The organism is Sphingopyxis sp. GW821-FHT12F08 (assembly GCF_058806755.1).
Genome location: NZ_JBXAQA010000003.1, coordinates 374,380 through 397,697 on the forward strand (window position 1 = coordinate 374,380; position 23,318 = coordinate 397,697).

Sequence of the window (23,318 nt, forward strand, 5' to 3'; positions counted from 1 at the left end):
CCCCAGTCGCAAAGCGTTACGGTGGGTGGGCTATTTGGACGCGCGAAGCAAGATACGACCAAAGGCCGGAAATGTTCGTTCAACCGATGCCTTGGCGGGCGCGGCGTTTTCAGTCGCGCTTCTGCAGCCCGATCACCGCGTGCATCGGCATCTCGGCATAGATGTGCGGGAAGAGGTCGCCGCCGCGCGCGGGTTCCCAGCGGACGCTGTCGCCGAGCTGGGCCAGGTCCACCTCGGCGATCATCAGCCCGCTTTGCCCCGCGAAATATTTGGCGATCGTCGCCTCGAGCTGCTCCGCGGTCGACAGGTGGATATAGCCGTCGGCGATATCCACCGGGGCGCCGCGGAACACGCGCTCGCGCTCGAAATCGGCCCATTGCTGTGCGGTCAGCACCTTGAAGGCCGTCGATGGCGTCATTCCGAGGGAGCCTCCGTCACCGGGGTTTCGGCCGCATCTTCGCCGTCCTCCTCGTCGCTGTCCTCGATCAGTGCGGCCGAGACGACATGCTCGTCGTTCGCGACGTCGAACAGGCGGACGCCCGCCGAGCCGCGCCCGATGACGCGCATCGAATCGAGCCCCATGCGGATCAGCTTCGCCTGGTCGGTGACGAGCATCAGCTGGTGCACCTTGGTGGCGGGGAAGCTCGCGACGACGAGGCCGTTGCGCGCGATATTGTCGATGTTGGTGATCCCCTGGCCGCCGCGGCCGGTGCGGCGATATTCATAGGCCGAGGAGAGCTTGCCATAGCCGTTGGCGCAGACCGTGAGGATGAACTCCTCGCGCGCGGCCAGCTCTTCCATCCTTTCGGCGGGCAGCGTGGGCTCGTTCTCATTATCCTTCCACGGCGCGGCGCGGAGATAGGCTTCGCGCTCGTCGCTGGTGGTACCGACCTTGTGCAGGATCGAGAGCGAGATCACCTCGTCGCCCTCGGCGAGGCGCATGCCGCGCACGCCGGTCGAATTGCGGCTCTGGAATTCGCGGACGTCGTCGCCGGCGAAGCGGATCGCCTTGCCCTGGCGCGTCGCAAGCAGCACGTCGTCGCTTTCGTCGAGCAGCGCGACGCCGATCAGCCGGTCGTCCTCGTCCTCGCCCTCGAACTTCATCGCGATCTTGCCGTTCGAGGGGATGTTGGTGAAGGCGTCCATGCTGTTACGACGCACATTGCCCTTTGCGGTTGCAAACATGACGTGCAGCGCGCCCCATTCGCCCTCGTCCTCGGGCAGCGGGAGCACGGTCGAGATCGTCTCGCCGGTCGCCAGCGGCAACAGGTTGATCATCGGGCGGCCGCGCGTCGCGGGCCCGCCCTCGGGCAGGCGCCACACCTTCATGCGATAGACCTTGCCCGCGGTCGAGAAGAACAGCACCGGGGTGTGGGTCGAGGTGACGAACAGCTCGGTGACGACATCCTCGTCCTTCGTCGCCATGCCGGCGCGGCCCTTGCCGCCGCGGCGCTGGGCGCGGAAGGTGTCGAGCGGGGTGCGCTTGATATAGCCGTCGAGGGTGACGGTGACGACCATCTCTTCGCGCTCGATCAGATCCTCGTCGTCGATGCCGTCGGCGGCGGGGGCGACGACGGTGCGGCGCGGCTTGGCGAACTCGTCGCGCACCGCGACGAGCTCTTCGCGCATCACGCCATAGAGCTTGACGCGGTCGGCGAGGATCGAAAGCAGTTCCTCAATCTCGGCCGCCAACTCCCCAAGTTCCTTGCCGATTTCGTCGCGACCGAGCGCGGTCAGGCGGTGGAGACGGAGGTCGAGGATCGCCTTCACCTGCACTTCGGACAGGCGGTAGGAGGTGCCTTCCTCGGTCTCGCCTTCGATGGCTTCGACGAGGCGGATATAGGGTGCAATCTCGCCGATCGGCCATTCGCGCGCGAGCAGGGCTTCGCGGGCCATCGCCGGGCTCGACGAGCCGCGGATGATGCGGACGACTTCGTCGAGGTTGCTGACCGCGACGACGAGGCCGAGCAAGATATGCGCGCGGTCGCGTGCCTTCCCGAGCTGATATTTGCAGCGGCGGGTGATGACCTCTTCACGGAACTCGATGAAGGCCGAAAGAATGTCCTTCAGCCCCATCATCTCGGGGCGGCCGCCGCGGATCGCGAGCATGTTCGCGGGGAAGCTCGATTGCGCCGGCGTGTGCCGCCAGAGCTGGTTGAGCACGACGTCGGCGGTCGCATCGCGCTTCAGTTCGATGACGACGCGCACGCCCTCGCGGTTGGTTTCGTCGCGGATGTCGGCGACGCCCTCGATGCGCTTGTCGCGCGCCGCTTCGGCGATCTTCTCGACCAGGCCCGACTTGCCGACCTGGAAAGGAATCGACGTCAATACAATCGACTGGCGGTCGTTCCTGCCTTCCTCTATGATATGCGTCGCGCGCATCATGATCGAGCCGCGGCCGGTGGCATAGGCGTTGCGCGCGCCGCCCTGGCCGAGCATCATCGCGCCGGTCGGGAAGTCGGGACCGGGGACGATCGCCATCAGTTCCTCGAGCGTCAACGCTTCGCCGCCGGCGAGCTGGCGGTCGATCATCGCGAGCGTCGCATCGATGATTTCGCCGAGATTGTGCGGCGGAATATTGGTTGCCATGCCGACCGCGATGCCGCCGGCGCCGTTGACGATCAGATTGGGGTAGCGGGCGGGAAGGACGGTCGGTTCGCTTTCCGACCCGTCATAGTTCGGCTGGAAATCGACGGTTTCCTTGTCGAGATCGTCGAGCAGGGTGATCGCGACTTTGGCGAGGCGCGATTCGGTGTAGCGCATCGCCGCCGGCGGATCGGGGTCCATCGAGCCGAAATTGCCCTGGCCGTCGATGAGCGGGACGCTCATCGACCAGTCCTGCGTCATGCGCGCGAGCGCGTCGTAGATCGAGCTGTCGCCGTGCGGGTGATATTTACCCATGACGTCGCCGACGATGCGCGCCGATTTGCGATAGGGCTTGTTCGCGACGTAGCCGCTTTCATAGGCCGAATAGAGGATGCGGCGGTGCACGGGCTTGAGTCCGTCGCGCACGTCGGGGAGCGCGCGGCTGACGATCACGCTCATCGCGTAATCGAGGTAAGACGTCTTCATCTCGTCGACGATGTTGATCGGCGAAATGCCGTCGTCGGGCGTCGGCGTAGGCGTATTTTCTTCGGTCAAGACCCGGCCTTTTTTCTGCTTTTCGGGAGGTGGGTTCGGTCTAGCCGATGGGGGCGGCAAAGGCCAGCGATTCGGGCGATTTTTGCAGGAATATTTCACTGCCCGACCGGGCATCGCGGCGGCCGGAAATGACGTCATGAAGGCACGAATGCAGGGCTTGCCAATCGGCCTTCCGCGCCTAAAGGTCCGCGGGTGACACGCATGCAGATCCCTGGCCGCCGATGGCCCTGATCGCGCTGATCGGCGCGAGCGAGAGTGTGCCCGACGGCGGGCTGCGCGCGCTCGTCACCGTCGCCGGCGAAACGCTGATCGAGCGCCAGGCGGCGCGGCTCGCCGACGTCGGCGTCACCCACATCGCGATCGCGGTCGCCGCGGTGCCCGCCGACCTGCTCGCGACGTGCGACCGCATCCGCCGTCGCGGCATGAAGGTGACGCCGGTACGCGAGGCCGGCGACCTGCTGGCGCTGGTCGAGGGCGACGACCGGATCATCCTGGTGGCCGACGGGTTGCGCGCGGGGGGAACGCACTACGCGGCCATCGCCAAGCCGGGGTCGCCCGCGATCCTGGTCACCGGCGACACGATGCTGACGCAGGGGTTCGAGCGCATCGACGCGACGCGGCGCTGGGGCGGGCTGGCCAGTATTTCGGACCATATGGTGCGCGAACTGGCCGCGATGCCGGGCGAATGGGACATGATCCTGACGCTGCTGCGCATGGCGGTGCAGGCCGGCGCACGGCGGCTCTATTGCGAACCCGCGCTGTTCGAACAGGGCGAGATCGCGATCGTCGCCGACCGGCCGACCGCGGCGCTGATCGAGCAATCGAGCCTGCAGCGCGTCGAATATGGCGGCATGGGGCTGGGCCGGTCGGCGATCATGATGCCGGTGGTGCGGTTGCTGGGGCCGCTGCTCGTCAAATCGTCGGCGACCGCGCGCTATCTGCCCTACATCACCGGCGTGCTGTGGATTGCGGTCGCGGGGCTGACGGCGAGCGGGCTGGCGGCTGCGGGGGCGCTGGTCGCGATCCTCGGCGGTTTCGGGCTGGCGGCGATGCGCTTCGTCGCCGCCTTCCGCGCCGAAAGCGCGGCGCAGGACCGCGTGCGCCACCTGATCCGCAGCTTCGCCTGGCTGCTGCTCGCTCTCTTCCCCTGGCTCGTCGCGCTCGGCGGGGCGCGGCATGACATGCCGCCCTTTTCCGAAGCCGCGCTCGCGCCGTGCCTCGCGGCAGCGATCCTGCTCGCGCGCTGGCTTTACGAGGATTCGGGCGAGCGGCGGCGCTTTCACTGGCTGCTGCCCGACGCCGACCAGGCGTGGATCATGCTCGCCCCCGCGCTGATCTTCGGCTTCGCGCCGCTGATGTTCGCGATCCTGCCTTTGCTCGCGCTGTTCCAGATATTGCTGTGGGTGCGCCTCGCGCGGCGGCCCGAAGCCTGATTCAAAAGCTGCGATCAAGGTTTAGCGCGCATTAACGCCAAGCTGCTATGCGCGAATGAAGATGGCTGAGACCCCTCTCTTTTCGCAGCTGGCGTCGGTGAATCCGGCGCTGTCGGCGCGCCTCAAGGAAAGCGCGGATTTCCTCGCCGCGCCCGCCGCGACGCGGTTGTCGGAGGAGCAGCGCGCGCTGATCCTGGGGGTCGCGCGGCGGCTGGTCGAGGGTGTCGCTGACCTGCTCGGCGGTGCGGTCGATACCTATTCGCTTTGGGACGATTGGGCCGCGCACGGGCTGCCCGGCGCCGGGCAGCTTGCGGGGCTGTGCTTCGCGCGCGCCGAGGAGCATCGTTGGCGCGACCAGTCGGGGCGCGACATGGGCGAGGTGGCGGCGGCGCCCGCCGCGATCGTGGCCGACGCCGAGATCGATGTTCCTGTATCGGCCGACGATCCACTGTCGGCGATCGACCGCGCCTATCTGGCGCTGCAGATCGCCGACCGGCGGCGCTTCGACGCGCTCGGCCATCCGCGCGTCGCGATCGACGATCTGGGTCCCGACCTGCTCCGCGGACTGCTGCTCGACATTGCGGCGTGGCGGCTGGTGCAGGCGGACAAGGATAGTGCCGAGGCCGCGCGGCTGGGTGAAGCGGTGCGCGGCGCGCTGGCGCAGCACCGCCCCGAGCGCGGGATCGACCGTGCGGCGGCCGACTATCATGCCGCGCTGGTCGGGGCGGGAACGCTCGCCGACAGCGCGGCGGCGGCGATTGCGCGCCACGACTGGCCGAGCTTCATCGCGCTCGCCGCGGCGGCGCACCAATATCGTTACGACGCGATGGCGCTGACGCTGATCACCGCCGAACCCGCGCAGTTGGTGCCGATGCTGGCGCCGCTGCTGCGCGATCATGCGGCGCTGGTGCCGCTCGAAGGCTCGCTGGCGATGCTGCCGGGCCGCGCGGTGGCGAGCGCGGCGCCCGACGATTATGCCGCAGCGCTGCAGGCGCGCGCCGCGCTGCTCGGCGACCCGGAAGGCACGGCGTGATGGCCGAGCGCGTCATTCGCGGCCGCATCGACCGCGGCGGGATACTCGTCAGCGGCGATGCGCCGCTGCTGCGGCTGCAGCAGCGCGCCGGCGGTGGCGAGGGCAAGCCGCTGGCGCTGCCCAATCTGGCGCGGCTCGTCGCGCTGGCGCAGCGGTTGCAGCGCGAAATCAGCCGGCCATTGATTGCCGCCGACGACCATAGCGACATCCACGCGCTGGTGCGCATCCTCCCCGACCCCGATGGCGCGACGCTGGAGATCAGCGACTGGCGCACGCGCCCCATCGCGCGGCCGCAGATTCCGCCGGTCACCGAGGTCGCGGCGGTGTCGCCGCGCGCGTGGATGTGGGAAAGCGACGTCCAGCTGCGGCTGATCGCGCTCGGCGCCGCCGCCGAGGCCGCGCCGGTTCCCGCGGACTGGGAAGGGCGGTCGCTGTCCGAGTTGTTCGAATTGCAGCCCGACGACGACGGGCATTTCGCGGTGCTGCGCGCGCTGGCGCGGCAGGCGCGCTTTGCCGGGCAGCGGGTGCGCACCGATGACGGCAAGGGCGGGCGGATGGCAATGACGCTCGCCGCCGAGCCGCTGTTCGACGCGACGGGGGGCTTCACGGGTTTTCGCGGCACCGCGCTGCCCGACGCCGCGCCGCAACCCGCACCGGCGCCCGCGGCGCTCACCGATCCCGCCTTCGGCTCGCTGCCGCTGTCCGATCCCGCTTTCGGGCGGCGGATCGACGGTGCGCTGCGCGGGCCGCTGGCGCGCATCATTGCGACGGCCGAGACGATTTCGGGCCAGTTCGACGGGCCGATCCGCGCTGATTATGCGCGCTACGCCGGCGATATCGCGCACGCAGGGCGGCATCTGCTGGGGCTGGTTGACGATCTCGCCGACCTCCAGAATATAGAACGGCCGGGGTTCAAGGCGGCGCGCGACGAGATCGATCTGGGCGATCTGGCGCGGCGCGCCGTCGGCCTGCTCGGCATGAAGGCCGAGGAAAAGGGCATCCGCATCGACGCGCCGCCGGTCGACGACAAGATGCCCGCGACGGGCGAGTTCCGCCGCGTGCTGCAGGTGCTGCTCAACCTGCTCGGCAATGCGATCCGCTATTCGCCCGACGATTCGCTGATCTGGATCCGTCTCGATAGCGACGGCGACCGCGCGATGGTGACCGTCGCCGACCAGGGGCAGGGGATCGACGCCGCGCAACAGGCGGTGGTGTTCGAGAAGTTCGAGCGGCTGGGGCGCACCGACAGCGGCGGATCGGGGCTCGGCCTCTATATCGCGCGGCGGCTGGCGCGCGCGATGGACGGCGACCTGACCGTCGACAGCGCACCGGGGCAGGGGGCGAGGTTTACGCTGAGCTTGCCGGCGCGGGATTGAGCGCGGGCGGGAAGGTCTGCTTTGGGGTTGGGGCGAGACATTAAACCCCTCCTCTTTAGAGGAGGGGCAGAGAAACTTGGTCCGGCGCAGCCGGGCCTTAGTCGAACGGGGTGGTGGCCGAAGGCTCGCGCCCAGCCTCAAACACCACCCCGCTGCGACTAACGAACAAGTTCGTAAGTCTCGCTGCCCCTCCTCTGAAGAGGAGGGGCTGGGAAACGTCCGCTCCCGCCCGCGATCCGACATTCACGGCAACAAAAAGGGGCCGGAAACCGGCCCCTTTCTCGTTTCAGTCCCTCGTCCGATCAGCGTTCGCCGACCGGCACGTACGGCCGCTGCGTCGGACCCGTGTAGAGCTGGCGCGGACGGCCGATCTTCTGCGCGGGGTCCGAGATCATCTCGTTCCACTGCGCGACCCAGCCGACGGTGCGGGCGAGCGCGAAGAGCGCGGTGAACATCGTCGTCGGGAAACCGATCGCCGACAGGATCACGCCCGAATAGAAATCCACGTTGGGGAAGAGCTTCTTCTCGACGAAATAGGGGTCGCTCAGCGCCATTTCCTCGAGCTGGAGCGCGACTTCGAACACCGGGTCGCTGACCTTCAGCGCTTCGAACACTTCGCGCACGGTCTTTTGCATCACCGTCGCGCGGGGGTCGTAATTCTTGTAGACGCGGTGGCCGAAGCCCATCAGGCGGAACGGGTCGTCCTTGTCCTTGGCGCGCGCGATATATTCGGGGATGCGCTCGGGGCGGCCAATCTCGCGCAGCATGTTGAGCGCAGCTTCGTTGGCGCCGCCATGCGCCGGACCCCACAGGCAGGCGATGCCCGCCGCGATGCACGCGAAGGGGTTGGCGCCCGACGAACCCGCGAGGCGGACGGTCGAGGTCGACGCATTCTGCTCATGATCGGCGTGGAGAATGAAGATGCGGTCGAGCGCGCGTTCGACCACCGGGTTCACGACATATTCCTCGGCCGGAACGCCGAAGGTCATGCGCAGGAAATTGCCGGTGTAGGAGAGGTCGTTGCGCGGATAGACGAAGGGCTGGCCGACCGAATATTTATACGCCATCGCCGCTATCGTCGGCATCTTGGCGATCAGCCGGTGGCTGGCGATCATGCGCTGGTGCGGGTCGTGGATCTCGGTCGAGTCGTGGTAGAATGCGCTGAGGGCGCCGACGACGCCGCACATGATCGCCATCGGGTGCGCGTCGCGGCGGAAGCCGCGGTAGAAGGTCGCGAGCTGTTCGTGCAGCATCGTGTGGCGGGTGATCGTGTTGTCGAAGCTCGCCAGTTCGTCGGCGCTCGGCAGTTCGCCGTTGAGCAGGAGGTAGCAGACCTCCATGAAGCTTGAATTTTCGGCGAGGTCGCCGATCGCATAGCCGCGGTGCAGCAGCACCCCCTCGTCGCCGTCGATATAGGTGATCTGCGATTCGCAGCTGGCGGTCGAGGTGAAGCCGGGGTCGTAGGTGAAGGCGCCCGTCTGGGCGTAGAATTTGCGGATATCGACGACGTCGGGGCCGACGGTGCCCTTGAGCACCGGATTGTCGACGGTCGTGTCGCCCAGGGTGATTTTCGCAGTTTCGGTCATGTCATTCCCCTGATCTTGCGGCGGGAGAGTCGCGGTGGCTACGCCCCTGCCGGATTATTGTGCGCTGCGTCAAGTCGCGCCAGGCTGGCATCGCGGCCCAGCAGGAGCAGCACGTCGAAAATACCCGGCGATACGGTGCGCCCGGTGAGGGCCGCCCGCAGTGGCTGGGCCAGTTTCCCCAGCCCGACGCCGGCCGCCTCGCTCTCTTCGCGAACCGCGGCCTCCACCAATTCCTGCGACCATGTCGGCAGCGCGCGCAAACGATCGGCGATCGAAACGAGCATCCCCTCCGGCGTGTCCCTTAGCACCGCCGCGGCCTTTTCGTCCATCGCCAGCGGTTGGGGGACGAAGAGGAAGGCCGCGCCGTCGGCGATCTCGTGCAGCGTCTTGGCGCGCGGCTTGAGCGCGGGCATCGCGCGCGCCAGCAAATCCTGTTCGGTCGCGGTCAGCGCGCGGCCGAGCAGCGTACCGGTCATCGGCGCGACCAGCGCGGCGAGGCGGGTATCGTCGGCTTCGCGCAGGTAATGGCCGTTGAGATTTTCGAGTTTCTTGAAATCGAAGCGCGACGGCGAGCGGCCGACATGGTCGAGGTCGAACCATAGCGTCGCCTGTTCGCGGCTGATGATCTCGTCGTCGCCATGTCCCCAGCCGAGGCGGAGGAGATAATTGTTCACGGCTTCGGGGAGGTAGCCCATTTCGTCGCGATAGGCGTCGACGCCGAGCGCGCCGTGGCGCTTCGACAATTTCGCACCGTCGGCGCCGTGGATCAGCGGGACATGCGCATAGACCGGGCGGCGCCAATCTATCGCGTCGATCAGCGCGAGCTGGCGGAAGGCGTTGTTGAGATGGTCGTCGCCGCGGATGACGTGCGTGACGCCCATGTCGTTGTCGTCGACGACGACGCTGAGCATATAAGTCGGGGTGCCGTCGCTGCGCAGCAGCACGAAATCGTCGAGTTCGGCGTTCTGGACGGTGACCTCGCCCTGCACCTTGTCGTGGATCGTCTCGGCGCCGTCCTGCGGCGCGCGCAGGCGTACGACGTGCGGCACCGCCGGATCGCCGTCGTCGCGGTCGCGCCACGGGCTGCGGACGCGGAAGGGCAGGCGCTTTTCCTGCGCCTCGGCGCGCATCGCGGCGAGCTCGTCCTGCGTGAGGTAGCAGCGATAGGCGGCGCCCTTCGCGAGCAGGTCGTGCGCGACTTCGGCGTGGCGGCCGGCGCGCGCGAACTGGAACACCGTCTCGCCGTCCCAGTCGAGATCGAGCCACTGCATGCCGTCGAGGATCGCTTCGATCGCGGCGTCGGTCGAGCGTGCGCGGTCGGTATCCTCGATGCGCAGCAGGAACTTGCCGCCATGGTGGCGCGCGTACAGCCAGTTGAACAGCGCGGTGCGCGCGCCGCCGATGTGCAGGAAACCCGTGGGCGACGGCGCGAAACGCGTGACCACGTCGGCGCCGGTCGCTTCGGATGATATTGCTCGATTTTCGGTTGCCACCAAGGCCTCTTTCACTCACTTTGCCGGCCCCGGCGAAGGTCCGGGCGCGGGGTTCGGGGGTGCCCCTAGCATGGCGACAAGGCCGCTTCAAACGCCCATTGGTGCGGCGGTCGCGGCGGCCGCCGCCCGGCTGTCCGGAGCGATCGAGGCGCGGCTCGACGCCGAGCGCGAGCGGATCGCGCTGTGGCTGCCGGTGATGCTGGGGGCCGGGATCGCGGCCTGGTTCGCGCTGCCCACCCAAATGCACTGGATCGCGCTGTTGCTGGCGCTTGCGGCGCTGGCGCTCGCGGGGCTGCTCGCGGGATGGCAGCGCCGTGCGGGGCGCATGCTCGTCGTCGGCTGCGCCGTGGCCGCGGCGGGGATGCTGCTGATCTGGGGCCGCGCGCTGTGGGTCGAGGCGCCGGTGCTCGCGGCGCCGGTGGTCACGCAATTTTCGGGCGTGGTCGAAAGCGTCGAGCCGCTGCCGGCAAAGGCGCAGGTGCGGCTGATCGTCCGCCCGCACGGCCGGCCCGACCTGCCACCGCGCGTACGGCTGACCGCGGACGGGGTGCAGGGCGCGGGAATCGCGCCGGGCGAGGCGGTCGGGCTGCGCGCGCGGCTGATGCCGCCGCCGGCGGCGAGCCTGCCCGGCGGCTATGATTTCGCCCAGCGCGCCTGGTTCGACCGGCTCGGCGCGGTCGGGACGGTGCTGGGCGAGGTGCGGCGCGCGCGCGGCGCGGGGCAGGGCGAGCAGACGCTGCGCGCGCGGCTCAGCAGTCATATCCATGCGCAGGTCGACGGATCGGCGGGCGGAATCGCCGCGGCGCTGGTCGCGGGCGACCGCGGTGCGATCGACCCCGCCGACGAGGAGGCGATGCGGCGGAGCGGGCTCGCGCACCTGTTGTCGATCAGCGGGCTGCACGTGACCGCGGTCGTGGGCTTCGCGATGCTGCTCGCGATGCGGCTGCTGGGTTTGAGCAGGCGGCTGGCGCTCGGCGGCTATGTGCTGCCGCTCGCCGCGGCGGCCGCGGCGCTGGTGGGGGGCGGCTATACTTTGCTCGCGGGGGCCGAGGTGCCGACCCTGCGCTCGTTCATCGCTGCGCTGCTGGTACTCGTCGCGATCCTGCTCGGGCGCGAGGCGCTGACCTTGCGGCTTGTCGCCGCGGGCGCGCTCATCGTGCTGCTATGGCGGCCCGAGGCGCTCGCTGGTCCGAGCTTCCAGCTGAGCTTCGCCGCGATCACCGCGATCGTCGCGCTGCACGAGGGGCGGTGGATGCAGCGGTTCATGGCGCGGCGCGAAGAGGGCTGGCCGTTGCGGCTTGGCCGCGGGATCGTCGGCCTGCTGATCACCGGGCTGGTGGTCGAAGTCGCGCTGGCGCCGATCGCTTTGTTCCATTTCCACAAGGCGGGGCTCTACGGCGCGCTCGCCAATGTCGTCGCGATCCCGCTCACCACTTTCGTGATCATGCCCGCGGAGGCGCTGGCGTTGCTGTTCGACGCGGTCGGGCTCGGCGCGCCTTTCTGGTGGGTCGCCGAACAGGCGCTGAAGCTGCTGATCTGGCTGGCGCATCTCGTCGCCGATGCGCCGGGTGCGGTGGCGACGCTGCCGGTGTTTCCGCCCTGGGGGTTCGGCCTCGCGGTGTTCGGCGGGCTGTGGCTATTGCTGTGGCAGACCGGGTGGCGGCGCTGGGGCATCGTGCCTTTGCTAGCCGGCATGGCGGTGCTGCTTGTCCAGCCGCGCCCCGATCTGCTGGTGACGAGCGACGGCAAGCATGTCGCGGCGGCGCTGCCGGGTGGCGACTATGCGCTGCTGCGCGACCGCGCGGGCGATTATGTGCGCGATTCGGTCGCCGAGGCGGCGGGGATCGACGCCCCGCTCGGCGTGCTGGCGGATCTCGACCATGTGGTGTGCAACCGCGACTTCTGCCGCTGGACCCAGCGCGAGCGCATCATCCTCGCGGCGCGCGGACGCGACCGGATCGAGGGCGCCGAGATGGCGCCGGCGTGCGCAGCGGCCGATGTGGTGATCAGCGACCGCTGGCTGCCGCGCGAATGCGTGGGGCGCTGGCTGACGATCGACCGCGACAGCTTGGCCGAAACCGGCGGCCTCGCGCTCTATCTGCGCGACCGTCCGCGCGCGGTCGCGACGTTACGCACGGGCGACGAGCATCCCTGGCGCCGCCCGCCGCAGGTCAGTGGTAACGACGAAGCAGTCCCGACAATTTCCCCTGCACGATGACGCGCTCGGCCTCGTAGCGCTGCGGTTCATAGGCGCTGTTCGCGGGGTCGAGGCGGATCATCTTGCCCTCGCGGCGGAAATATTTGAGCGTCGCGTCCTGCCCGTCGACGAGCGCGACGACGATGTCGCCCTCGCGCGCGGTGCTCGCTTTCTGGATCAGCGCATAGTCGCCGTCGAAGATTCCCGCCTCGACCATCGAGTCGCCCGAGACTTCGAGCGCATAATGTTCGCCCGCGCCGAGCAGCGCGGCGGGGACCGCGAGATTATTGTGATCCTCGAACGCCTCGATCGGCACGCCCGCGGCGATCTTGCCGTGCAGCGGCACCGAGATGACATCGTTCGCGGCGATCGGGCGCAGCGCGGGGGCGGGCTTGCGCAGCGGCACGACATTGTTGCTATCGCCCCGCACAGCCGCCTTGCCGCCCTCGGGCAGCTTGACCACCTCGAGCGCGCGGGCGCGATTGGGGAGGCGGCGGAGGAAACCGCGTTCCTCCAGGGCGCTGATAAGGCGGTGGATTCCCGACTTGGACTTGAGGCCCAGCGCCTCCTTCATCTCCTCGAACGAGGGCGAAATGCCGCTCGCGTCGAGCTTTTGCTGGATGAAGTGGAGCAGTTCATGCTGCTTGGCGGTCAACATCGGGCGTTCTCCATGGTGCCGGTTTCGGACATAAGGAGAACGATAGTGGAACAGAGCGGGACTTGTCAAGCGATGTCGATATAGGCCGCGACCTCGCCCGCAGCGCGCGGCGCGGCGTCGATCTCGCGCAGGACCAGCGCGGTCGCGGCGGCGAGCGGAAAGGTCCGGCCGCTGTCCTGGCTGTCGAAGACCGAGAGACGCCCATCGAGGAGCCGCGCGCGCAGATAGTCGCGCCGCTTTCCGCCCGCGCCGAGCGGGGCGAGCAGCGGCGCGTGGCGGAGTTGGGGGAGCGGGGCGACAGCGCCGGCGAGGTGGCGGACGAGCGGGATCAGGAACAGGATCGCGGTGACGAAGGCCGACGACGGGTTGCCGGGCAGGCCGAGCAGCAGCGCGTCGCCGACCGTCCCGGCGATCAGCGGCTTGCCGGGGCGCATCGCGATCTTCCAGAAATCGAGGCGCCCACCGGCATCCTCAAGCGCGCCGCGGACATGGTCGTGATCGCCGACCGAGGCGCCGCCGACGGTGACGATGACGTCGTGGCGTCGCGCCAAGTCTTTCAAAACTTTGGCAAGAGTCTCGCGGTCGTCGCGGATGTGGAGCGGCAGGCCGACGACCGCGGGTTCGGCGGTGAGCATCGCAGCGAGCATCGGGCCATTGCTATCGGGGATCTGCCCCGGCGCGAGCGCGCGGCCGGGCGGGACGAGCTCGTCGCCGGTGGTGAGGATCGCGACGCGTGGGCGGGCGCCGACCGCGAGCTGCGCCGCGCCACCCATGATCGCCGCCGCGATCGCGCCGGGGGTCAGGCGGGTGCCCGCGGCGAGCAGCGCGGTCCCGGCGGCGAAATCGCCGGCGCGGTCGCGGACATGCTGGCCGGACAGCGCCGGTCCCGGGTCGGTGCGCGTCAGCGTGGCGCCGTCGACGGCGACATCTTCCTGGATCAGCACGGTGTCGGCGCCGTCCGGAAGGATCGCGCCGGTGAAGATGCGCATCGCCTGGCCGGGGCCGACGGGCGCGGCGGGGGCGGCGCCCGCCGCGACTTCGCCGGTGACCGTCCACGGGCCGGGCAGGTCAGCGAAGCGGATCGCATAGCCGTCCATCGCCGACAGCGGCGCGGCCGGCTGGTCGCGCTGCGCGAAGATATCTTCTGGAAGATAGCGGCCAAGCGATTCGGAGAAAGCGACTTTTTCCGGCGGGAGCGGGCCGCGGAGCGCGAGCAACCGCGCCTGCGCTTCCTCGACCGGGAGCAATTTGCTCATGCTGCCGACCAGTCGCCCGAGCGCCCGCCGCTCTTTTCGAGGAGGCGGATGTCGCCGAGCACCATCGCGCGGTCGAGCGCCTTCGCCATGTCGTAGAGGGTGAGCAGCGCGACCGAGGCGGCGGTGAGCGCCTCCATCTCGACCCCCGTGGGGCCGGTGGTCGCGGCGGTGGCGGTGACCGCGATGCCGCTTTCCTCCCAGGTGAAATCGACGCCGACCTTGGTGAGGGCGAGCGGGTGGCAGAGCGGGATGAGGTCCGATGTGCGCTTGGCGGCCATGATGCCCGCGAGGCGCGCGGTCGAGAGGACGTCGCCCTTGGGGGCGTTGCCGCTGCGGATGGCTTCGAGCGCGCCCGCCGACATGGTGATGCGGCCGGTCGCGACGGCGCGGCGCGGCGTTGCGGGCTTGGCGCCGACATCGACCATATGCGCGGCGCCGGAGTCGTCAAGATGAGTCGGTTTGAGCGTCATGGCGGTGAGCCAAGCAAGGCGAGGTGCGAAAGGCAAGGGGCGGGTTGCAAGTTGACCGTCGTCTATGGCTGCGCCGTTGTGATTTTTTGTTTTGCGCAAAGACGCAAAGACACGAAGAGGACAGCGCAAGATCGCTGCGATTGCATATGATACCGCGGTAGCGCCTTCTATTTCGCCTGCGGCGATAGCCATCCGAAGCGAGCTGGCGCGACATCTTCGTGTCTTTGCGTCTTTGCGCGAAATTTTGCCGGGCATTACCCCTCGAGCAACGCCTTGGTTGCCGCGGTCACATCTTCCTGCCGCATCAGGCTTTCTCCGACGAGAAAGGTGTTCACGCCGCTCGCCGCGAGGCGGCGGCAGTCGGCGTGGGTCGCGATGCCGCTTTCGCCCACCAGCAACGTGCCCGGCGGGACGCGTTTGGCGAGGCGTTCGGTGACCGCGAGGTCGGTCTCGAAGCTGCGCAGATCGCGGTTGTTGACGCCGATCAGGCGCGATTTGAGCCGGGTCAACGCGCGCTCGAGTTCGGCTTCGTCATGGACCTCGACGAGGACATCCATGCCGCGCTCGAAGGCCGCGGCCTCGATCTCGCGCATCGCGCCATCGTCGAGCGCGGCGACGATGATCAGGATCGCGTCGGCACCGATCGAGCGCGCCTCGGCGACCTGCCAGGGATCGATCATGAAATCCTTGCGCAGCACGGGCAGGGCGCAGGCGGTGCGCGCGGCGATCAGATATTCCTCATGGCCCTGGAAATAGGGCGCGTCGGTGAGCACCGAGAGGCAGGCCGCGCCGCCGGCTTCGTAAGCGCGGGCGTGATCGGCGGGATTGAAATCGTCGCGAATCAGTCCTTTGGATGGCGAAGCTTTCTTGATTTCGGCGATCAGCGCGAAGCGGCCCGCGTCGATCTTCGCCTGCAATGCGGCGTGGAAACCGCGGACCGGGCCGGCGTCGATCGCGTCGAGATCGGCGATGCTGCGCGACTGGCGGCGCTCGGCGACCTCCTCGGCCTTGGTCGCGAGGATTTGGGTGAGTTTGTTCATTTGTAGGCGATCCAGCAGTCGAGCAGCGTATTGGCGAGGCCCTTGTCGATCGCCTCGGCCGCCTCCTCGGCGCCTTCGGCCCGCGTTTCGACCGCGCCCGCGACGAGCAGCGCCTCGGCGGCGTTGTAGAGCACCGCGTCGCGATAGGCGCCGGGCTCGCCCTGGAGCAGGGCGCGGAGGGCCTTTGCGTTGAAATCGGCGTCGCCGCCGCGCAGTTCTTCGAGCGGGCGCGTCGGCAGGCCCGCGTCGGCGGCGCGGCTGCGCTGCATCGCGACGCCGTCGCGGGTAACCACCGCGACCTCGTTGCCGCCCGCGAGCGACAGTTCGTCGAGGCCTTCGTCGCCCGAGATCACGCGCGAATGGTCGGTGCCGAGCCGGTGCAGCGCCTCGGCGTAGACGGGGACATAGGCGGGGCGCGCGATGCCGGCGAGCTGGCGCGTGACGCGCGCGGGGTTGGCGAGCGGGCCCATCAGGTTGAAGATCGTGCGGCGGCCGAGCGCGCGGCGGATCGGCATGATGCGCTTCATCGCCGGATGCCGCGTGCCGGCGAAGAGGAAACAGATGCCGAGATCGGCGAGCTGCGCCTCGGCCATGCGGTCGGCGCGGTCCATGTCGAGGCCCAGCGCCTCCAGGGTGTCGGCGGCGCCAGATTTTGAGGAAGCGGCGCGATTTCCGTGCTTTGCGACCGGAACCTCGCATGCTGCCACGACGATCGCGACCGCGGTCGAGACATTCAACGTATGATGGCCGTCGCCGCCGGTGCCGCAGACGTCGATCGCGCCGGCGGGCGCCTCGATCGCGATCAGCCGGTCGCGCATCGCCTGCGCCGCGGCGGCGATTTCGACCATCGTCTCGCCGCGGTCGGAAAGCGCGGTCAGAAAAGCGGCGATATCGTCGTCGCTACCGCCGCCGTCGAGCATCGTCGCAAAGGCGTGCGCAGCCTCGTCATGATCGAGCAGCGCGGCCGGATCGGGGAAGGGACCGAAGCGGCTCATGCCGACTGGCGTTCGCGCACCGGCAGGCCCGCGCTCGCCATGAAATTGGCGAGCATCGCATGGCCATGTTCGGTGGCGATGCTCTCGGGGTGGAACTGCACGCCGTGGATCGGCAGGTCGGCGTGGCGGAAACCCATCACCGCGCCGTCGTCGCTGGTGGCGTTGATGATAAGGCTGTCGGGAATATCGACGACTTCGAGGCTGTGGTAGCGCGTCGCGGTGAGCGGCGAGGGCAGGCGGGTGAACAGCCCGCTGCCGTCGTGGCAGATGGGCGAGGTCTTGCCGTGCATCAGATGGCCGCGCTGGACGGTGCCGCCGAAATGCTGGCCGATCGCCTGATGGCCGAGGCACACACCGAGCAAGGGGCGCGCGGCGTCGGCGCAGGCGGCGACGAGGTCGAGGCTGATCCCGGCCTCGTTGGGGGTGCAGGGGCCCGGCGAGATGAGGATCGCATCGGCACCGGTCGCGAGCGCCTCGGCCGCGGTCAGCGCGTCGTTGCGCTCGACGCGCACCTCGGCCCCCAACTCGATCAGATAATGAACGAGGTTGAAGGTGAAGCTGTCGTAATTGTCGATGACGAGGATCATGGGGAGCGGCGGTAGCGATTTTGCGCTGGAGGGGGAAGGGATAGAAGCTTGTCGGCGCGCAAGCCGCGCTTTTCGGGCCTAGCCGGTCATCCGCACGACGATCTTGCCCTTGGCGCGGCCCGATTCGAGATAGGCGATCGCCTCGGCGATGTCGGCGAAGGGGAAGACGCGGTCGATCACCGGTTCGAGCCGCTTTTGCTCGATGAGCGCCGCCAGTTCGGCGAGTTCGGCGCCGCTGGGGTGCATGAACAGGTAGCGGTAGGTGACGCCATGCCTGCGCGCCTTCGCGCGGAGGCCGAAGCTCGCGAACCAGAAGAGCGCGGCAAGCAGCGGGCCGCGACCGAGGTCCTTCGTCGCGGTGAGCGGTTCGGGCATGCCCGCGACCGAGACAACCGTCGCGCCCGGCTTGACCACGGCGAAGCATTTTTCGAGCGTATCGCCGCCGATCAGATCGAAGGCGCCATCCATGTCGCGGACTTCATTCGCGAAATCCTGCGTCGTATAGTCGATGACGCGGTCGGCGCCGAGGCGCTCGACGAGCTCACGGCCGCGCGGCGAGGCTGTCGTGACGACCTCGGCGCCGAGCCATTTGGCGAGCTGGATCGCGAAAGTGCCCACGCCGCCCGCGCCGCCGGGGATAAAGACGCGGCTGCCGGGCCCGAGACCCAATTCGTCGCGCAACGCCTGCAGCGCGGTGAGGCCGGCGAGCGGGACGCCCGCGGCGGTCGCGAAATCGAGGCCGGCAGGCAGGCGCGCGGCGTGATCGGCGGGGACGACGGCGAGTTCGGCGAAGGCGCCCATGCGCTCCTTGGGCACGCGCGCGAAGATACGGTCGCCGGGCGCGAAGCCGGTGACATTGGCGCCGCACGCCTCGATCACGCCGGCGAGTTCATTGCCCATGACGACGGGCATCTTGTAGCCTTGGACGACCTTGAGCTTGCCGTCGCGGATCTTGAAATCGACGGGGTTGAGCCCCGCGGCGTGGACGCGTACGAGGATGTCGCCGGGGCCGGGGGCTGGCGTGGGGACGTCGCGGATTTCGGTGACTTCGGGGCCGCCGTAGCGGGTGAGGACAAGGGCCTTCATCATTCTACTCCCCCATCAGCTTCGCGAGATCGTCTTTCCAGAATTTCGCCCATGTGTGCGTGCTGTGTCCCTTGGTCTCCGGACTGGCCGGGATCAGGATGAATTTCGCGCGCTTCATGCGCGGCGCCGCCTTTTCGGTGATGCCGTAGAGCGGCGGGTTGATGAAGTCGTCGGCGCTGTTGATCCAGAGCACGGGGACGGTGATCTTTTCGAGGTCCGGCCAAGGGTTGTAGCTGCGCGAGCTTTCGAGTTGGTAGATGGTGTCGTTGGCGTCGTTGCGGCCGTAAACCCGCGCAAATGCTTCATCCTTGTTCTTCTCGGCGGCTTCGCGCGTCGGGAACTGCGCCTGCAGCGCATAGGGATTCGCGCCCGCGATCAGCGTCAGCGTCGCGGCGGTGCGCAGGCCCGCGGCCGGAGGATGGCTGTAATTGCCGCCCTGCCACAAAGGATCGGCCTTGATCGCGTCGATCGACAGCGTGCGCCACATCCGGTTCTGCCCCGCGATCTCGACCGGCAGGCAGGCGAAGGGGGCGAGGCGCTCGGCGAAGCCCGGATAAGCCTCGCCCCAGACGAAGGCGTGCATGCAGCCCATCGACGTGCCGAGGATGAGCTGCAATTTCTTCACGCCGAGCTTTTCGGTGAGCAGCCGGTGCTGCGCGGCGACCATATCGGCATAGTCGTATTTGGGGAATTTCATGCGGAGGCCGTCGCTGGGCTTCGACGAGCTGCCATGGCCGATATTGTCGGGGAGGATGACGTAATATTTCGAGGTGTCGAGCGGCTGGCCGGGGCCGAAAAGCTCGCTGGCGAACTGCGGCTGGAAGAATTGCTTTCCGGTGCCGCCGGTGCCGTGGAGGATCATCACGGCATTGGTGACGTTACCCGCCCTGTCGCGCTGCGGGGTGCCGAGCGTGGTGTAGTGGAGCTTGAGCTCGGGCAGTTTTTCGCCGGTGGCGAAGGTGAAATCCTCGAGGATCGCATCGGCTTCGGTGGCGCCTTCGACCTGGGCGTGAGCGGGGGTGGCGCTGGCGAGGAGCAGGGCGAGGGGGGCGATGAATTTCAGCATGGGGCGAGGGTTAGCGCGTTTGTCGAGCCGATATAAGCCCCTCCTCTTTAGAGGAGGGGTTGGGGTGGTGAGCGCCGGTGCCGAGCACCACCCCGCTGCGACTAGGTCCGGCTAACGCCGAACCAAGTCTCGCTGCCCCTCCTCTCAAGAGGAGGGGGCTAATCTTTCACCGGCGTTACAAGGATCAGCGGACCGAGCGGGTAGCGGCCGTCCATGCGGCCGCTTGCCGGATCCCAGAGCGCCGAGACGGTGCCGTCGAGGAAGAGCGCGTCGCTGGTCCTGGCACGGTCGCGCATGAGCGCCGCGAGGGTGCCGAAGGAGACGGGCTCGTCGGAGATGACGAAATGCGCCCGGCCCTCGGTGTCGACGCCGACGGCGTTGCGGAGCTTGAGCGAGGTGCCGTCGGGCGAAATCTGCGGGTTGAGCGCGCCGCCGATCAGCAGCATCGGGCCCGACTGGGTGCCGAAATTGGGGCGCTGGCTGACCTTCGCGGCGAAGTCGTCGCTGGTCATGACCTGCCAGCCGCCGTCGGGCTCGCCGAAGAAGACGCCGTTGGGCTTGAGGTAGAAATTGCCGCCGCCGTCGCGGATGTTGAGCGGATAGAGGCGCTCGCCGCCCTCGGCATAATAGCCGATCGGCTCGCTGCCCGTGTCGTACATGCCGCCGTTGACCGCGAAGGCGACGGTCGCGGGGTCGACATCCTCGGCGAGGCCCGCGAAGCCGCGGTAGATGACGCCGTTGGTGCCTGTAATTTTGGTGGTGATGCGGTGCTGGCCGGGAACCGCGATGCACTCGGTGAAGCGCTTGCCGTCGAAGGTGATGGGCTTGCAGGCGTCGGGCGCTTTGGGCCTGGCGGGTGGGGCTGGTTCGCCGCCGCGGAGCGCGAACCAGCCCCCGGCAATCACCGCGGCGCCCAGCAGGAGCGCCGCGCGGCGTTTCACTGGCCGTAGCCCGGCGTGCCCGCGAGCCGCACTGCTTCGCGCGCGGCGGCGAAGAGCGCGCCGGCCTTGGCCTCGCATTCGCGCTGTTCGTACGCGGGGTTGCTGTCGGCGACGATGCCCGCGCCCGCCTGGACGTGCATTTCGCCGTCCTTGACGATCGCGGTGCGCAGCACGATGCAACTGTCCATATTGCCGTCGGGCGCGAAATAGCCGACGCCGCCGGCATAGGGCCCGCGCGCGTCGGCTTCGAGTTCGGCGATGATCTGGCAGGCGCGGACCTTGGGCGCGCCGCTGACCGTGCCCGCGGGGAAGCCGGCGAACAGTGCGTCGATCGCGTCCTTGTCGGGCGCGATGCGGCCGATGACGTTCGACACGATGTGCATGACGTGACTGTAATATTCGACGGTATAGCTGTCGGTGACCATAACGCTGCCGCCGACTGCGGCGCGGCCGACGTCGTTGCGGCCGAGGTCGAGCAGCATCAGATGCTCGGCGCGTTCCTTGGGGTCGGCGAGCAGGCTGTCGCGGTTCTCGACATCCTCGGCGCCCGTGCGGCCGCGCGGGCGCGTGCCCGCGATGGGCCTGATCGTGATCTCGCCGTCGCGCACCCGGACGAGGATCTCGGGCGACGAGCCGATCAGCGCGAAGCCGGGCAGGTCGAGGAAGTAGAGGAAGGGCGAGGGGTTCACGCGGCGGAGCGCGCGATAGAGGTCGAAGGGCGGCAGGTCGAACGGCGTCGAGAAGCGCTGCGACAGCACGACCTGGAAGATGTCGCCCGCGGCGATATAGTCTTTCGCGGTGGCGACCATCCAGGCGAAATGCTGCGGCGTGACCGCCGGATTGGCGGCGATGGTCGTGGGGTCTGTGAGAGTAGTCGCGCGCGCCGCATGCGGGTTCGCGCTCGCGAGGCGCGCGGCGATGGTGTCGAGCTTTTCCTGCGCCGCCTCGATCATCCGGTCGATCGCGCCATCGGCGTCGGGCCAGATCGGCGCGATCAGGAAGAGTTCGTCGGCGAGGCGATCGAAGACGAGGATCACCGTCGGGCGCACGAAGACCATGTCGGGCAGGCCGAGCCCGGCGCCCGGCGCGCGCGGGATGCGCTCGACGAGGCCGATGGTTTCATAGGCGAAGAAGCCGACGAGCGTCGCGAGCGCCTTGGGCAGCGCCGCGGGCACGTCGAAGCGGCATTCGGCGACGAGGTCGCGCAGCGCCTGCAGCGCGGGGGCGGTGACGGGCTCGAAGCTCGTTCGGTCGTGCCGCCAGTTCCGGTTGATCCGCGCCGCGTCGCCGCGCACCTCGAACATCAGGTCGGGATCGAGCCCGAGCAGGCTGTAGCGCCCGCGCGTCTCGCCGCTTTCGACCGATTCGAGGACCCAGTCACCGCGGCCGGGCTCGATCAGCTTGAGCGCCGCCGAGACCGGGGTCTCGACGTCGGCGATCAGCCGCTGCCAGACGACCGCGCCGTCGCCGCGCGCAAGCGCCTCGAGCGCTGCAGCCCTGCCTTCGAGCGCCACGCTTATTGCGCGACCGGCGTTTTACCGGTCAGTTCGTCGCGCAGCAGTTTGACCAGCTTCTGGTTGATCTTCACCCCGACGCGGCGCTTCGCCTCGGCGATCAGCTGTTCGGCGAGTTCGGGGCCGAACTGCTTGGAGAGCGATTGCGAGAGGCCAGCCACGAGCCTGGGATCGACCTCCTTCGCTTCGGGGCGCTTGACCTCGCCGAGCTGGAGCACCATCCAGCCGCGATTGCCGGGAATCTCCAGCGTCTTGACGGTGTTCGGTGCCATCGAGAAGAGCAGCGCGAGTTCGGGGGGCACGCGCTCGCCGTTGCGGCCGAGTTCGCCGCGGCGCCCGCCGATCGTCTGGATGCTGCCGACCTCGGGCCCGGCGGCGCGCACCGCGTCGGCGAAGCTCGCCTTGCCCTCGAACGCCTTGACGATTGCCCGCGCCTTGTCGCGCGCGACCTTCTGCCCCTGCGCCAGTTTCCAGTCGGCGAGCAGGTCGCCGCGGATCTGCGCGAAGGGCGGCGGCGCCGCGGCGACGATCGACTTGACCGCATAGACCGCGAATTTCTCGTTCTCGACGAGCTGTGCAAGATGCGTCTCGCCCTCGCTGGCGCCCTGGAAGGCCTGCGCCATCATCGGCGCGAGGTCGGCGGGGAGCGCATAGGTCGGCTGGGCGGGGGCGCGGCCGCTGGGCAACAGCGCCGGGGTCTCGACCAGCGTCAGCTTGCGGTCGCCGGCGATCTCCTCGATCGACACGCCGCTGTTCGCCGCGTCCTGGACGGCGTTGTAATAGGTGATCAGCGCCTCTTCGGCCTTGTTCTTTTCGAGCTGGGCGCGGATTTCGGGGGTCGCCTCGGCCAGCGTCTTCGCCGCGGTGGCGGTGATCGCGTCGACCTGCGCGACCGACCAGCCGAGGTCGGTCTGCGTCGGGCCGAGCACGTCGCCGCGCTTGGCGGCGAAGGCGGCCTTGGCCGCGGCGGCGTTGGTCAGCCCCGAATAGGCGCTCTGCGTCACGTCGCCCGACGGCGCGGCGGTCAGCCCCGCGGCCTGCGCGGCGGCGGCAAGCGAGGTGCCGCCGCGCACTTTCGTGGCGATGGCGTTGGCGGCGGCCTGGTCGGGGGCGATCACCTGCATGAAGCGGCGCGTCTCGCTGGCGGCGAAGCGCGCGGCATTCGCCTTGTAGAGATCGGCGATTTCCTTGTCGGTCACCGCGGGAGCCGGCGCAACGTTGCGGTCGAACACCGCATATTGCAGGATCCGGCGCTCGGGGATGCTGAAGCGCGAGCGGTTGCCCTTGAGGTGCTTCTGCAGCACCGCGTCGCCCGGATCGCTGGCGGGCGCGAAGGCGCTGGCGGGGATGAAGGTCGCCTGGCCGCGGCGTTCCTCGACGAGCAGCGCCGCGTAAGGAAAGGCCATGGCGTTGCCGGTGCGCGGCATGGTGCCGGCGGGCGCGCCC

Annotated in this window: 19 protein-coding genes; 4 read left to right on the plus strand and 15 right to left on the minus strand. The window is 68.8% G+C overall.

Translation table 11 applies throughout. The features are described 5' to 3' along the window. Nucleotides 1–109 precede the first annotated feature (109 nt). Together AC1RNQ_RS10690 and gyrA are read right to left on the minus strand one after the other, a co-directional pair. Nucleotides 110–418, minus strand: coding sequence for a DUF952 domain-containing protein (locus AC1RNQ_RS10690; RefSeq protein ID WP_493171118.1), 309 nt, complete (start codon nt 416–418; stop codon nt 110–112). Beyond that, a complete protein-coding gene (gene gyrA, locus AC1RNQ_RS10695; RefSeq protein WP_493171119.1) occupies nt 415–3,141 on the minus strand; it encodes a DNA gyrase subunit A in 2,727 nt (908 codons plus the stop codon). Before gyrA ends, AC1RNQ_RS10690 begins: the two co-directional genes overlap by 4 nt. Before the next feature lie 221 nt (nt 3,142–3,362). On the opposite strand from gyrA, the gene AC1RNQ_RS10700 reads away from it, so the two are divergent. From AC1RNQ_RS10700 to AC1RNQ_RS10710, 3 genes are all read left to right on the plus strand, one after another. Next, nucleotides 3,363–4,574, plus strand: coding sequence for a hypothetical protein (locus AC1RNQ_RS10700; protein ID WP_493171120.1), 1,212 nt, complete (start codon nt 3,363–3,365; stop codon nt 4,572–4,574). Between the two features lie 61 nt (nt 4,575–4,635). Next, a complete protein-coding gene (locus tag AC1RNQ_RS10705) occupies nt 4,636–5,607 on the plus strand; it encodes a hypothetical protein (RefSeq protein WP_493171121.1) in 972 nt (323 codons plus the stop codon). Further along, entirely contained in the window at nt 5,607–6,983 is a 1,377-nt protein-coding gene (locus AC1RNQ_RS10710; protein ID WP_493171122.1) for a sensor histidine kinase, read from the plus strand. Before AC1RNQ_RS10705 ends, AC1RNQ_RS10710 begins: the two co-directional genes overlap by 1 nt. Before the next feature lie 302 nt (nt 6,984–7,285). On the opposite strand, the gene AC1RNQ_RS10715 is transcribed toward AC1RNQ_RS10710, so the two are convergent. Both AC1RNQ_RS10715 and gltX read right to left on the minus strand, forming a co-directional pair. Then, complete coding sequence (locus AC1RNQ_RS10715) at nt 7,286–8,569, minus strand: citrate synthase (protein WP_493171123.1); 1,284 nt, start codon at nt 8,567–8,569, stop codon at nt 7,286–7,288. 38 nt (nt 8,570–8,607) lie between these two features. Next, the gene (gltX, locus tag AC1RNQ_RS10720; RefSeq protein WP_493171124.1) at nt 8,608–10,062 is read right to left on the minus strand and encodes a glutamate--tRNA ligase; all 1,455 of its coding nucleotides are present in this window, start codon (nt 10,060–10,062) and stop codon (nt 8,608–8,610) included. Between the two features lie 70 nt (nt 10,063–10,132). On the opposite strand from gltX, the gene AC1RNQ_RS10725 reads away from it, so the two are divergent. Beyond that, nucleotides 10,133–12,280 (plus strand): ComEC/Rec2 family competence protein, encoded by a 2,148-nt coding sequence (locus AC1RNQ_RS10725; RefSeq protein ID WP_493171125.1) that lies wholly within the window; start codon nt 10,133–10,135, stop codon nt 12,278–12,280. Here the strand turns inward: AC1RNQ_RS10725 and lexA are convergent. From lexA to AC1RNQ_RS10780, 11 genes are all read right to left on the minus strand, one after another. Continuing rightward, on the minus strand, nt 12,234–12,917 hold the full coding sequence (lexA, locus tag AC1RNQ_RS10730; protein WP_493171126.1) for a transcriptional repressor LexA: 684 nt from the start codon (nt 12,915–12,917) through the stop codon (nt 12,234–12,236). The two genes, AC1RNQ_RS10725 and lexA, sit on opposite strands and share 47 nt — an antisense overlap. A 65-nt stretch (nt 12,918–12,982) precedes the next feature. Continuing rightward, nucleotides 12,983–14,173 (minus strand): molybdopterin molybdotransferase MoeA, encoded by a 1,191-nt coding sequence (locus AC1RNQ_RS10735; protein ID WP_493171127.1) that lies wholly within the window; start codon nt 14,171–14,173, stop codon nt 12,983–12,985. After that, the gene (moaC, locus tag AC1RNQ_RS10740) at nt 14,170–14,643 is read right to left on the minus strand and encodes a cyclic pyranopterin monophosphate synthase MoaC (RefSeq protein WP_493171128.1); all 474 of its coding nucleotides are present in this window, start codon (nt 14,641–14,643) and stop codon (nt 14,170–14,172) included. Before moaC ends, AC1RNQ_RS10735 begins: the two co-directional genes overlap by 4 nt. Nucleotides 14,644–14,897: 254 nt before the next feature. Further along, nucleotides 14,898–15,683 (minus strand): indole-3-glycerol phosphate synthase TrpC, encoded by a 786-nt coding sequence (trpC, locus tag AC1RNQ_RS10745; protein WP_493171129.1) that lies wholly within the window; start codon nt 15,681–15,683, stop codon nt 14,898–14,900. After that, the gene (gene trpD / locus AC1RNQ_RS10750) at nt 15,680–16,678 is read right to left on the minus strand and encodes an anthranilate phosphoribosyltransferase (RefSeq protein ID WP_493171130.1); all 999 of its coding nucleotides are present in this window, start codon (nt 16,676–16,678) and stop codon (nt 15,680–15,682) included. Before trpD ends, trpC begins: the two co-directional genes overlap by 4 nt. Next, nucleotides 16,675–17,265 carry an anthranilate synthase component II gene (locus AC1RNQ_RS10755; RefSeq protein ID WP_493171131.1) on the minus strand — a complete coding sequence of 197 codons (591 nt, stop codon included), beginning with the start codon at nt 17,263–17,265 and terminating at the stop codon, nt 16,675–16,677. The genes trpD and AC1RNQ_RS10755 overlap by 4 nt, the downstream gene beginning before the upstream one ends. Before the next feature lie 78 nt (nt 17,266–17,343). Beyond that, complete coding sequence (locus tag AC1RNQ_RS10760) at nt 17,344–18,351, minus strand: NADP-dependent oxidoreductase (RefSeq protein ID WP_493171132.1); 1,008 nt, start codon at nt 18,349–18,351, stop codon at nt 17,344–17,346. Nucleotides 18,352–18,355: 4 nt separating this feature from the next. Beyond that, nucleotides 18,356–19,417 carry an alpha/beta fold hydrolase gene (locus AC1RNQ_RS10765; RefSeq protein ID WP_493171133.1) on the minus strand — a complete coding sequence of 354 codons (1,062 nt, stop codon included), beginning with the start codon at nt 19,415–19,417 and terminating at the stop codon, nt 18,356–18,358. Between the two features lie 158 nt (nt 19,418–19,575). Next, nucleotides 19,576–20,358 carry a phosphodiester glycosidase family protein gene (locus tag AC1RNQ_RS10770; RefSeq protein ID WP_493171134.1) on the minus strand — a complete coding sequence of 261 codons (783 nt, stop codon included), beginning with the start codon at nt 20,356–20,358 and terminating at the stop codon, nt 19,576–19,578. Continuing rightward, nucleotides 20,355–21,872, minus strand: coding sequence for an anthranilate synthase component I family protein (locus AC1RNQ_RS10775; RefSeq protein ID WP_493171135.1), 1,518 nt, complete (start codon nt 21,870–21,872; stop codon nt 20,355–20,357). Before AC1RNQ_RS10775 ends, AC1RNQ_RS10770 begins: the two co-directional genes overlap by 4 nt. 2 nt (nt 21,873–21,874) lie before the next feature. Further along, nucleotides 21,875–23,278, minus strand: a complete 1,404-nt coding sequence (locus AC1RNQ_RS10780; protein ID WP_493171365.1) for a peptidyl-prolyl cis-trans isomerase — start codon at nt 23,276–23,278, stop codon at nt 21,875–21,877. Nucleotides 23,279–23,318 lie beyond the last annotated feature (40 nt).